Source organism: Candidatus Eisenbacteria bacterium (assembly GCA_035577985.1).
Classification (GTDB): Bacteria; Desulfobacterota; Binatia; order DP-6; family DP-6; genus DATJZY01.
In genome coordinates, this window is the sequence record DATJZY010000065.1 from 69,503 (window position 1) to 81,018 (window position 11,516).

The 11,516-nt window shown below is 71.3% G+C and carries 11 protein-coding genes; 4 read left to right on the top strand and 7 right to left on the bottom strand.

Annotation, left to right across the window (positions count from 1 at the left end; all coding sequences use genetic code 11):
• Positions 1–7 precede the first annotated feature (7 nt).
• Positions 8–1,114: an SPFH domain-containing protein gene (locus tag VMS22_10550; protein ID HXJ34463.1), complete on the bottom strand. Its 1,107-nt coding sequence runs from the start codon at positions 1,112–1,114 to the stop codon at positions 8–10.
• Between the two features lie 111 nt (positions 1,115–1,225).
• Here VMS22_10550 and VMS22_10555 point away from each other — a divergent pair, with 111 nt between their 5' ends.
• The 3 genes from VMS22_10555 to VMS22_10565 are packed head-to-tail and all read left to right on the top strand — an operon-like array spanning position 1,226 to position 4,018.
• A complete protein-coding gene (locus tag VMS22_10555; GenBank protein ID HXJ34464.1) occupies positions 1,226–2,719 on the top strand; it encodes an aldehyde dehydrogenase family protein in 1,494 nt (497 codons plus the stop codon).
• 1 nt (position 2,720) lies between these two features.
• Positions 2,721–3,188, top strand: coding sequence for a pyridoxamine 5'-phosphate oxidase family protein (locus VMS22_10560; GenBank protein HXJ34465.1), 468 nt, complete (start codon positions 2,721–2,723; stop codon positions 3,186–3,188).
• Positions 3,188–4,018: an enoyl-CoA hydratase/isomerase family protein gene (locus tag VMS22_10565; protein HXJ34466.1), complete on the top strand. Its 831-nt coding sequence runs from the start codon at positions 3,188–3,190 to the stop codon at positions 4,016–4,018. The genes VMS22_10560 and VMS22_10565 overlap by 1 nt, the downstream gene beginning before the upstream one ends.
• Positions 4,019–4,069: 51 nt before the next feature.
• Here VMS22_10565 and VMS22_10570 read toward each other — a convergent pair whose 3' ends face one another.
• From VMS22_10570 to VMS22_10595, 6 genes are all read right to left on the bottom strand, one after another.
• Positions 4,070–4,423 (bottom strand): hypothetical protein, encoded by a 354-nt coding sequence (locus VMS22_10570; protein ID HXJ34467.1) that lies wholly within the window; start codon positions 4,421–4,423, stop codon positions 4,070–4,072.
• 95 nt (positions 4,424–4,518) lie between these two features.
• The gene (locus VMS22_10575) at positions 4,519–5,379 is read right to left on the bottom strand and encodes a glycosyltransferase family A protein (GenBank protein ID HXJ34468.1); all 861 of its coding nucleotides are present in this window, start codon (positions 5,377–5,379) and stop codon (positions 4,519–4,521) included.
• A gap of 34 nt (positions 5,380–5,413) precedes the next feature.
• The gene (locus VMS22_10580; protein ID HXJ34469.1) at positions 5,414–6,859 is read right to left on the bottom strand and encodes an alkaline phosphatase family protein; all 1,446 of its coding nucleotides are present in this window, start codon (positions 6,857–6,859) and stop codon (positions 5,414–5,416) included.
• Complete coding sequence (locus VMS22_10585; GenBank protein ID HXJ34470.1) at positions 6,856–7,893, bottom strand: Gfo/Idh/MocA family oxidoreductase; 1,038 nt, start codon at positions 7,891–7,893, stop codon at positions 6,856–6,858. Before VMS22_10585 ends, VMS22_10580 begins: the two co-directional genes overlap by 4 nt.
• Positions 7,890–9,338 (bottom strand): NAD(P)/FAD-dependent oxidoreductase, encoded by a 1,449-nt coding sequence (locus VMS22_10590; protein ID HXJ34471.1) that lies wholly within the window; start codon positions 9,336–9,338, stop codon positions 7,890–7,892. The genes VMS22_10585 and VMS22_10590 overlap by 4 nt, the downstream gene beginning before the upstream one ends.
• A gap of 7 nt (positions 9,339–9,345) precedes the next feature.
• Positions 9,346–10,341 carry a glycosyltransferase family 2 protein gene (locus VMS22_10595; protein ID HXJ34472.1) on the bottom strand — a complete coding sequence of 332 codons (996 nt, stop codon included), beginning with the start codon at positions 10,339–10,341 and terminating at the stop codon, positions 9,346–9,348.
• 18 nt (positions 10,342–10,359) lie between these two features.
• On the opposite strand from VMS22_10595, the gene VMS22_10600 reads away from it, so the two are divergent.
• On the top strand, positions 10,360–11,516 hold a 1,157-nt coding region (locus VMS22_10600; GenBank protein ID HXJ34473.1), incomplete at its 3' end, for a glycosyltransferase family 39 protein.

The following is an 11,516-nucleotide window of genomic DNA, read 5'->3' on the forward strand; positions in this document are numbered from 1 at the left end:
CCATCCCCTACTTCTTGCTCTCGATGAGCTGCATCGTCCGGGTGAGATCGAGCGGGTTGACGCCGCTCGGGCCGTCGCTCGGGAGCACCAGCAACTCGACCCCCTTGTAGACGTCGGCGAGCTTGAGACCCACCATGCGATCGGAGCCCGCGCCCTGGAGCGCGTCGTTGCGGAGCTGCGTCTTCTTCGCTTCGGCGAGCTTCACGAGGAGATCGGCCTCGGCCCGCTTGGTGCGCACGTAGAGGTCGCGCTCGGCCTCCTTGCGCGTGACGTAGGCGCGGCCCTCCTGGAGCTTGATGTCGACCGTCGCCTGACCCTCTTGAATCATCTTCTTCAAGAGGGCGCCCTCGGTCGCCGCGCGGCCCTCGGCCTGGTTCTTGAAGACGAGCTGATCCTTCAGCTTCTTGTCCTCGATGTTGCGCTGGATCTCGTCGGTGTAGCGGAAGTAGCGCACGAGCACCTGCTGCACCTCGACGCCCAGCTTCTCGAGATCGGCGTTCAAGAGGTCGCGCGCGGCCTCCGCCTTCGCGTGCCGCTTGAGGCTGTTGTAGAACTCCTCGGTCGTGAGCTCGCCGAGCGTCTGCTTCAGGACGGGCTCCGCTTTGGGCACGATGCCGTTGGTCTCGAAGAGGCGTCCCGAGCCGAGCGTCGTGAAGACCTTGTAGGGGTCGACGATGCGATAGAGGATGCTCACGTCGACGTCGACGAAGAAGCCGTCCGACGTCTGGATGTGGGCCGCCTTGGTGACGCGGGCCTCCTGCGCCGCCTCCTCGCGCGTGCCGGTCAAGTCCAGGACCTGCACGTCCTTCGGGAAGAGGTACATGCGCTCGACGCCGAACGGGCGCAGCACGAAGTGGTAGCCGGTGTCGTACACCTCCTCGTGGACGCCGCGATGGCCGAGCAGCGGCACCTGCACCACCTTGATGCCGTACTCGTTCGGCCCGACGTACGTGAAGCAGAGCGGCGTCAGCAGCTTCAGGGCGACGAGCACCGCGATGACGGGCAGCACGACCGACCGCGTGAGCGGCGAGCCGAAGAACGAGCCGAGGGCCGTCCACACGCGCTCGCCGAACCCACGCCGGGCGAGCCGCATCCGCTCGAGTTCATCCGCCATCGCCGCCTCCCCGCCGAGCGTCTCTACCATGGCGGGCGTGGGACTTCGACCGGCGAGACGTTGACGCTCCGGGCGACAAGGGCTAGTCGGCGACCAGAGGAGGAGCACGCCATGGGAGCTGCCGCGCAGATCGAGCCGTCCGTCCAGAAGTTCGTGAAGACCCCGGTCCGCAAGATGTTGATCGGTGGCAAGTGGGTGGAGGCCGCGTCGGGCAAGACCTTCGCGACCGTGAACCCCGCCGACGGATCGGACCTGGCGCACGTCGCCGAAGGCGACAAGGAGGACGTCGATCGCGCCGTGAAAGCGGCGCGCAAGGCGTTCGACGACGGCGCGTGGCCGCGCATGACGCCGTCCGAGCGCGAGCGGATGCTGCTCAAGGTCGCCGACCTGATCGAGAAGAACGCGACGGAGCTCGCGCAGCTCGAGACGCTCGACAACGGCAAGTCGCTCTTCGAGACCAAGAACGTCGACATCCCGCAGGCGGCGAATACGATCCGCTACTACGCCGGTTGGGTGAACAAGATCGCCGGCGAGACGAGCGCCGCGGATCCGGCGTATTTCCACTTCACCCTGCGCGAGCCGGTCGGCGTGTGCGGGCAGATCATCCCGTGGAACTTCCCGCTCCTCATGGCCTCCTGGAAGCTCGGCCCCGCGCTCGCCTGCGGCAACACGGTGGTGCTGAAGCCCGCCGAGCAGACGCCGCTCACGGCGCTGCGTCTGGGCGAGCTGCTCCAGGAAGCCGGCATCCCCGACGGCGTCGTCAACATCGTGCCCGGCTACGGCGAGACTGCCGGCGCCGCGATCGTCCATCACAAGCTCGTCGACAAGGTCGCGTTCACCGGCTCGACCGAGGTCGGGAAGCTGATCCACCGCGAGACCGCCGATACGCTGAAGCGCGTCTCGCTCGAGCTCGGCGGCAAGTCGCCCAACATCGTCTTCGCCGACGCCGACATCGAGGAGGCCGTGAAGGGCGCGCTCATGGGCGTGTTCTTCAACCAGGGCGAGGTGTGCTGCGCGGGGACGCGCCTCTTCGTCCAGCAGAAGCTGCACGACGAGTTCGCGGGCGCGCTCGCGAAGGCGGCGGCGACCATGAAGCAGGGGCCCGGACTCGCGCCCGACACGCAGGTGGGTCCGCTCGTTTCGAAGGAGCAGCTCGATCGCGTGACCGGCTACCTCGAGATCGGCAAGAAGGAGGGCGCGAAGGCGCTCACCGGGGGCGAGCGCAACACGGCCAAGGGCCTCGAGAAGGGCTACTTCGTGAAGCCAACCGTCTTCACCGGGGTCAAGAACGACATGCGGATCGCGCAGGAGGAGATCTTCGGCCCGGTCGTCTCGGTGCTGCCGTTCAAGGACGAGCAGGACGCCGTGTTCCAGGGGAACAACACCTTCTACGGCCTCGCCGCCGGCGTGTGGACCAAGGACGTCTCGAAGGCCCACCGCGTCGCGCGCGCGCTCCGCGCCGGGACGGTGTGGGTCAACTGCTACAACGTCTTCGACGTCGTCGCTCCGTTCGGCGGGTACAAGCAGAGCGGATACGGTCGCGAGATGTCGAAGCACTCGCTCGACCTCTACACGCAGGTGAAGAGCGTCTGGCTGAAGATCTGACGTGCGCGTGCGTTCGTTCGACGTCATCGCCGAGGAGTTCGCGCGGCGCGTGAAGCGCACCGTCTGGTGCACGATGGCGACGGCCGACGCGCAGCGCCGGATCCGGTCGCGGATCGTGCACCCGCTGTGGGACGGGCGGACCGGCTGGCTCCTCACCGGTCGCCAGTCGGTGAAGGCGCGCGAGCTCGACGACAGCGCGTGGGCGTCGCTCACGTACATGGACGACGCGCAGGAGCAGGTGCACGTCGATTGTCACACCGTCTGGGAGGAGCGTCTCGCCGAGAAGCAGCGGCTCTGGGACTGGTTCAAGTCCCTCCCACCGCCCCTCGGCTACGATCCCGGTCTGTTCTTCACCAAGGGCGTCGAGGACGCGTCGTTCGGCGCGCTGCGGCTCGATCCGTGGCGCATCGAGCTGTGGTCGCTGGCGCATCTCATGAGCGGCAAGCCGCCCCAGGTATGGAAGGCGTGATGGCGTACGACGGCTACCAGTCTCTGCGGGTGCAGGTCGAGGAAGGCGTCGCCTGGGTCACGATCGACCACGCGCCGATCAACCTGTTCGACATGGTCCTCATCATGGACATGCTGCGGGTCGGCGAGGAGCTCGAAGCCGACGCCGCGGTGCGCGTCGCCGTCTTCCAGAGCGCCAACCCGGACTTCTTCATCGCGCACGCCGACGTCGAGCTGATCCGGACGCTGCCGACGACGGCGCCGCCGAAGCCGTCGAAGCTCGGCTTCTTCCACGCCATGGTCGACCGCATGCGCACCATGCCCAAGGCGACGATCGCGAAGATCGAGGGCATCGCGCGCGGCGGCGGCAGCGAGTTCGTGCTGTCGTGCGACATGCGGTTCGGCGCGCTCGGCAGGTGCGTGCTCGCGCAGCCCGAGGTCGCCCTCGGCATCATCCCCGGCGGCAGCGGCACCCAGCGACTGCCGCGCCTGGTCGGGCGCGCCCGCGCGCTCGAGATCATCCTCGGCTGCGAGGACGTGCCGGCCGACCTCGCGGAGCGCTGGGGCTACCTCAATCGCGCGCTGCCGCCGGCCGAGCTGGGGCCGTTCGTCGATCGCCTGGCGCGCCGGATCGCGTCGTTTCCCGCCGAGGCGATTGCGCTGGCCAAGCGGGCCGTCAACGCGGCCGACGAGAGCGTCGTCGCCGGCCTCCTCGAAGAGGCGCACTGCTTCAACCTGTCGCTCGAATCACCGGCCACGCAAGAGCGCATGGCGGCGTTCATGGCCGCCGGCGGGCAGACCCCGGAGGTCGAGCGGAATCTCGGGCGCGCCGTCGGGCAGCTCCCGCGCTAGAGGAGACCGACCCAAGACGGAGGCTCGGGTCGGCTTCCTAGGCGCCGGGCGCTACTGGCTGCACTGCGCGCAGGCGCCCGCGCTGTCCAGCGCGTCGGCGAGGGCGCTCGCGCAATCGCCGGCGAGGGTCCCGCGGTCGGCCGCGCGTGACGCGAGGCGAGCGGCCTTGTCCAGCTGCTTCACGGCTGCGTGGCTGAGGCCCTTCCCCTTCTTCTTGCCGTGCATGCGCGCGAGCAGGCGGTGCGCGCGATCGAGGCGTACCATGATCGACGCCGGCACGTCGTCGCCCTTGCACTCGTCGATGTCGCCCGGATCGGGCACGCACTGCTCCGGATCGCAGCTCGTGCCCTGACACGGCGTCGTGCCCGCGGTCGAGTCGAAGGGCGTCGCGCCGTCCGTGCACATCGACTTGTGACCCTGATCGAATTTGCGGGTGCGGGGCCGTCAGTCGTCGCGCGCTTCGAACTGCAGGAAGTCGTCGCGAGGTCACAGCCGGCAGATCAGGCGACGTCCCGCGATCGCAGGCGCGCCGCGAGATCACCTGCGGTCCACGAGCCCGCACCCACCACGAGCAGCGCCAGGAAGGCCACGGTCTCGGCCGCCGACGGCCTCTCGCCGCGCACCGTATCGCGAAAGACCCGCAACCGCTCGGCCGTCGTGAGGGTCCGAATGCGCGCCAGCGCCCGGTGGCGCCGGCGTGACCTCCCGTAGAGGTACACCTTGCGGAAGTATTCCCGCGGGCGCTCGAGCTCGGCGTGCTGCACGTGGATGCCGCCCTCGTACCGCACGGCGTCGCAGCCGAAGCGATCCACCGCACGCTGGACGAAGATCGCGTCGGCGCCCCGCTGGCGCTCGGCGAACGGCCCGACGGCGTCGAAGAGCTCGCGCCGGACCGCCATGTTGTTCGTGCGGCCGTAGTACACCTCGGCCTTGCGCGTCCCGAAGACGTATCGCTCCTTGTAGTGCTCGTACGCTCCGAGCAGGCGCAGGGCCGGCGACGACCACGCGGGCTCGCTGCGGCCGAGCACGATGCGGGTGCCGGGATCGCGCATCGCCTCGTCGATGCGCGCGAGCCAGTCGTGACGCGGCACGCAGTCCGCGTCGGTGAACGCCACGATCTCGCCGGCGGCGCGTCGCAGCCCGCGGTTGCGCGCGGCGTACGCCCCTTGGCGGGGCTCGCGCAGCAGCACGACGCCGGGCTCGTGCCGGATGAGATCGATGGAGCCGTCGGTCGAGTTGTTGTCGACCACGATCACCTCGCGCTCGGCTGCCGGATAGGCCTGCGCCCGCAGTGCGGCGACGCAACGCGCGAGCGTGGCCCTGCGATTGTACGTCGGCACGATGACGGAGATGCGGGGCACGGCGCTTCGTAGCCGAAGCCGTCGCGCGTGTGAACTACCGCGGACCGAAGATCCGTTCGGTCACGAGGGGGGCCAGGTCGGCGATGTGGCGGACATGCGCCGCCTGCCGGCGGGTCTCCTCGGGCCCGAGGATGGCGCAGAACCCCACCGGCCGGTGATTGCCACCGCGGCCGGTCGCGAGCTCGGCCGCCATTTCACCCAGGTGCTCCGATCGCACGCGTGCGACCGGAGGCATTTGGACCCACGTGACCACGGCGTCGGGGAGGTTGGCGACCCGTGGCCCGGCGAAGGCGTCACGAGCCAGGGCCACGTCGGCGACGAGCGGCATCCCGGTGTCGGCCGCCCGGAGGCCCCGGAAGCACTCCGCCGTCCGCTGGGCGTAGCGTCGGAGCGCGTCTCCGTCGGCGTCGAGGCAACCGTCCCGCTCGCGCCCACGGAGGTTCCAGCGCAGGTAGCCGTTCAGGTCGGCGAGCAGGGCGAGCCCCGGCGTGCTGGTCCAGTCGCGGCCGCCCGTGATCTGCCGGTTCATCACTTCGTCGCGCACGGCGACCGGGACCATGCGCGCGACCGCATTCTGCGCGCCGGCCGGCACCCGATCACGAAGCCAGCGGACGAGCCCGCGCCTCGCCGGCGTCGCGGCGGCTCCGTGGCCCGCGTTCAGGCGATCCACGACCAGCGGGACGAAGTGCTCCTGCGAGATGTTCGGCCCCATGCCGTGGAGCGAGAAGACGACGATCGTCGCGTCGCGTGGAACCGCGTCGAGGACCGCGCCCAGCGCGGTATCGACGGCGCGGTAGACGTCGAGGAGCGCGTCGAGCCCGCCCCCGCTCGTTTCGGGCCACAGGATGTGCCCGCCGCGATGCGTCTCGCCGAACACTGCGAGGAAGAGATCCCAGTCGCGCCGCCCGAGGAGCCAGCGGACGAGCTCGCCCTTGCGCGCGGCGCCGGCGACGAGGTCGCGGCGGATGCGGCCGAGCTGCGCCGGCGTCTTGTCGACCGGGATCTCGTATCCCATCGGATGCCGCCGGCCGAAGCGGCGGCGGATCTCGGTGCCGACCGCCGCCGGCCGGGCCGCGAACGGGCCCAGCTGATCGTGCGAGCCCCAGTTCGTGACTTCGATGCCGCGGGCGAGCCGCGACGGAAACGTCATCGGGACGTCGAGCACGGCCACGTCGAGCCCGCGACGCTCGAGACCGTTCCAGAACGGCTCCCAATCGAGCCAGTCGCCCGCGACCCGGCGCAAGCGCATGCCCGCGGCGTCCCACTGCAGGTGATGGTACACGCCGTGAACGCCGGGCAGCACTCCGGTCGCGAAGGTCGGCCACACCGAGCCCGGGAGGAGGCCGGCGGTCGAGTCGAGGCGGGTGACGGCGGCGTCGCCCAGCACCCGTCGCAGCGTCGGCAGCGCCCCGCGGTGCGCCTCGACGAGATCGATGTCGGCTGCGTCGAGCCCGAGCAGGACGAGCCGGCGCCGCGTCACGACCACGTCTCCAGACGCAGCTCGCGTCCCGCGCCGGCGGCGCGGACCGCGGTCTCGATGGCACGGACGTTGCGTACCGCCGCGTCCCAGCCGGGAACGAACGGTCCGCGCGAGCGCACGCTCGCGACGAACGCGGCCAGCGCCGCGTGGATGCTGTAGCGCGCCATCGAGTGCGAGCGCCGCAGCGCCCGGTAGGCGAGGACGGCGAGATCGCGCGGGCGGCCCCGCCACCGCCCGCTGCGGAGCGGCTCCGCGTGGAGGGCCATGTTCGGGTCCTCGAGACGGAGGCGCCCCGCGGCTCCGCTGATCGACACCCGCTCGTACGTGCGCGAGTCGTAGGCGAGATCACAGACGGCCTCGGCGCCGTCGGCGAAGCGCAGGCGCAGCACGACGTGATCGTCGGGCCAGCGGCGCGAGGCGAGGGCCGTCTCGACGCCGACCGGCTCCGCACCGGCGAGCCACGGCACGAGCGCGAGCGCCTGGCTGCCGAGGTCGTGGAGCACGCCCCCGTCGCTCGGCGAGAGCCGGTGCTGCGTGACGTCGGACCAGGCGCGTAGGTCCACGTGCAGCGCGAACTCGATGCGCGTCACGCGCCCGACCCGGCCGGCGGCGACGAGCGCGCGCAGGCGTTGATACGGGGGCCAGAAGTGACGATTGAAGTTCACCATGAGCCGCGCGCGTGCGGCGGCGTCGCCGGTCGCCGCGCCGAGCTGTCCGGCGAGCACGAACGGCTTCTCGAGGAACACGGGCAGGGCCGCCGCCTGCGCGGCGTTCCAGAGCGCCAGGTGTGTCGACGGAGGCGTCGCCACGAGCAGCGCATCCGGCGCGTGCACGAGGAGACGTTCCAGGTCTTCGCACACCGCCGTGCCCGGCAGCGCGGTCGCGGCCTCGGCGCGCGACGCCGGCAGCGGGTCCGCGACCGCGACGGCACGTGCGCCGGGCAGCCGGCGCAACGCGGGCAGGTAGTAGCTCCGCGCCAGGCGCCCGAAGCCGACGAGCCCCAGACGGAGCGGGGGGACGGCGTCCGCCGTCACCCCATCCATCCGGCCGCGGCGGGTGAGAGACGCGTCTTGGCCTCGGCGTGGACCTCTTCGTGGTACTCGGGATCGGTATTGACGCTCCACAGATCGTACTGCTCGCCGGCGACCAGGCTCCGTGCGGCGAGCGTCCCGGTCACCATGGCGTGGTCCTGATTGTTGTAGCGATGGAGGCCGTTCCGCCCCGCGGTGCGCAGGCGGCCGAGGCCGTCGACGAAGCGCCGGATCACGTCGAGGTGCGTGGCGTAGCCGGTGTCGTAGATCGGGTAGGCGTGCCGGACGCGCGCGACGCAGCCGTCCTCCACCTCGCTTTCGTGCACCAGGCCGATGCGCGCCAGCTCGCGCGCGCCGAGCGCCACCAGCGCGTCGTCCGAGCGCGTCCAGAGATCGTCGCCCTCGTTGCAGAAGTACTCGAGGCCGAGGCTGGTCCGCGAGGGATCGGGCACCATGTCGGGGCTCCAGTTCTTGAAGTTCTGGATGCGCCCGACCTGCACGTCGGGGTCGTGGACGTAGATCCAATTGTCCGGGAACACGTTCGCGCGCCGGACGATGAGGCACACCGTCAGGAAGTCGCGGTGGCGGAGCTGATCCGCGGCGCTCAGCACCGCCGCCGGCGCCGGCGGATCCAGGCGCCGGACCAGCTCGGTCACCGGCATCGTCGACACGACGACGTCGGCCGGTATCGTCGTCTCCCCGCCGTTCGAGGCGACGGTGACACCGCCCACCGTGTCGCCCGAGCGGTCGACGGCGACGACGCGGCTGCCGAGCCGCACGTCGCCGCCCTGCGCCACGATCCGATCGGCGAGCGCACGCCACATCATGCCCGGCCCGAGCCGCGGGTAGTCGAACTCCTCGATCAGCGTCGTGATCGTGCGGCGCGGCCGCACGAACATGCTCGCCAGCGCGGTGCGCAGCGACAGATCCTTGATGCGCTGGGCCGCCCATTCCGCACGCAGCTCCGTGCACGGCACGCCCCACACCTTCTCGGTGTACGTCTTGAAGAAGTGCAGGAAGAGCCGCCGTCCGAAGCGGTTCGTCACCCACTCCTCGAAGGTCTCCTCGCGGTCGTGCGGCCAGACCTGCCACTTGAGATAGCTGAGGCCGACCCGCACGCTCTGCCATCCGCCGAGACCGAAGAGGGCGTTGAGCGGTCGCAGCGGATAGCGGAAGAACCGTCCCCGATAGTAGATGCGCGACAGGCGCGGGCGGCGCAGGAGGTCGTCGCCGAGCAGCTCGCGCCACAGGGCCTGCACCTCCGGAACCTTGGTGAAGAAGCGATGACCCCCGAGGTCGAAGTGGAAGCCCTTGTATTGCGCCGTCCGCGCGAGCCCGCCGACGTCGCCGCCCTGTTCGAGCACGATCGGACGCACGCCGTAGCGCAGGAGCTCCCACGCCGCGGTGAGCCCGGCGGGACCGGCGCCGATGACGACCCCGGTTCGCATTCTGCCGTCACGCGACGGCATCGCGTGTCGTCCTGCGCGGCAGCAGGGATTCTCCCCACGCCCAGAGAAAGCCGAAGCCACCGCATGCGAAGTGGAGCAGGTGGAGCGGCACGCACGCGACGGCGAACGCGGTGCCGCGCGCACGTTGCAGGAAGCCGTAGAACCGCCCGTTGAGCGCGACGACCCCGAGCCCGGCCGCGGCCGCAACGAAACGTGCCGCCGGCCAGGCGAGGAGGGGAAGGGTCGCGACGAGGACGCCCGCGAGCGCGACGCTCCAGCGCTGCGACCCCGCGAGGTTGAGGTCGGGCGGCGCCACGCCGGTTCGGAGCACGAGACGCGACCACGGCACGGCACGCGAGATGACGTCGGCCCGCACCATGGATGCGAGCGTCCAGCGCTTGTGGTGCGTGCAGAGCATGTCGCGGTCGAGGCGCAGGCGGAAGCCGGACGCGCGCAGGCGATATCCGAGATCCACGTCCTCGATCGCGTTGATGGCCCCGCGCTCGTCGAAGCCGCCGGCCGCGACGAACGCATCCCGGCGCAGGGCACCGAAGCCCGCCCAGAAGGTGAACGCCTCGGCGGCGCCGTGCTGGTGCACGTAGTGGTGGAGGAGGTTGCGGAACTGCGACACGAGCCCCGGCGCCGACGGTCGGTCGTCGTAGGACCCGAACACGCCGGCCAGCTCCGGCGCCGCCGCGAGCGTCTCCAGTGCCCGCGCCACGGCGCCGGGAGCCACCTCGACGTCCGCGTCGACGAAGACGAGGACCTCGCCCGTGGTGTGCCGCACGCCGTGGTTGCGGGCGGCGGCGGGTCCGTCGGGCGCCGGCCGGCGCAGCACCTGCACGTTCAGGGCCTCGGCCACGGCGGCGCTGGCGTCCGTGGATCCGTCGTCGACGACGACGAGGTCGGTCGTCGTGCCGATCGACGGCGCGAGGGCGCGCAGACACTTGGGCAGCGTGTCGGCCGCGTTGTAGGCTGGGACGATGATCGACGCCGTGCTCACGCGGGTCCTTCATCCGGCATGACGCGAGCCGGGTGGGCGGCGCTCGCGGTCGTCGTCGCGGCCCTGGTCGCGCGTCTCGGTGCGGCCGCCCTGCTGGGAGATCGGCTCCACTTCGCCGACGAGGGCGTCTACTTCGACGCGGCGACCCGGCTCCGCGAGGGCAACGGCCTGGGATCGCAGTATCGCAGCGTACCGGCGTATCCCATCGTGGTCGCGGCATTCGAGGGGCTGGCGCCCGGCGGTGTGCTCGGCGTGCGTGCCGCGCAGGCCGTCGTCACGGGTGTCGGCGCGGTGCTGGTGATGGTGCTCGCGACCAGGCTGCTGGACCGCCGGGCCGCGCTCGTCGCCGGCATGCTCTACGCGCTCGACCCGCTGCTGGTGGTCGCGGGAAGCCTCCTCTATCCGGAAGCGATCGCGGCGGTGCTGCTGGTCGCCATCGTCCTGGGCGCGCTCCGCGCGGCGAGGCGCGACGCCGCCGGCGTCTCGGCCGCCGTCGGAATCGCGCTCGGCGTGCTCGCGCAACTCCGTCCCGTGGCGTTGCTCGTCGTGCCCGTCGTGTCCACGTGGATCGCCTCGGTCGTCGCGGCGCCCCCTCGCCGCCGCGCGCTCCATGCGATGGCCGTGATCGCAGGATGCGGCCTCGCACTCGCTCCGTGGACGTATCGCAACTATCGATTCCACGGGGCCCTCGCGCCGATCGCCACCGCCGGCACCCGCTCCGCGCCCGTGTCGGGGGCGGACGTACAGGACCGCGGGCTCGTCGAAGCCCTGCTGCGGCAGGCGTGCGAGCGGCCCCTCTTCCTCGCCACGCACGTCGGGCGCGAGTTTCTGCACTTCTGGGAGTTGTACCCCCAGCGCCTCACGACCGACAACCCCGAACGGCGCGCCGGCCTGCACGACGACGATCCCCGGCTGCCCGTCGAGCCGTCGTTTCCCGCCGGCCTGCGCGATCGCGTGAGCGCCGCCGCGTCCGCGGCCGAGCTCGGGCTCGGCGCGATCGGTCTCTTGACGCTGTGGCGCCGCCGGCGCGCGGAGGCCGTGCTGCTCGCGAGCGTGATGCTGGCCTTCGGGCTCGGCTACGCGTTGTTCATCGGCAAGATGCGCTATCGCATCACGATCGTGCCGCTGCTGCTCGTCCTGGCGGCCGCGGGGCTCGCACGCATGGCGTCTGCGCG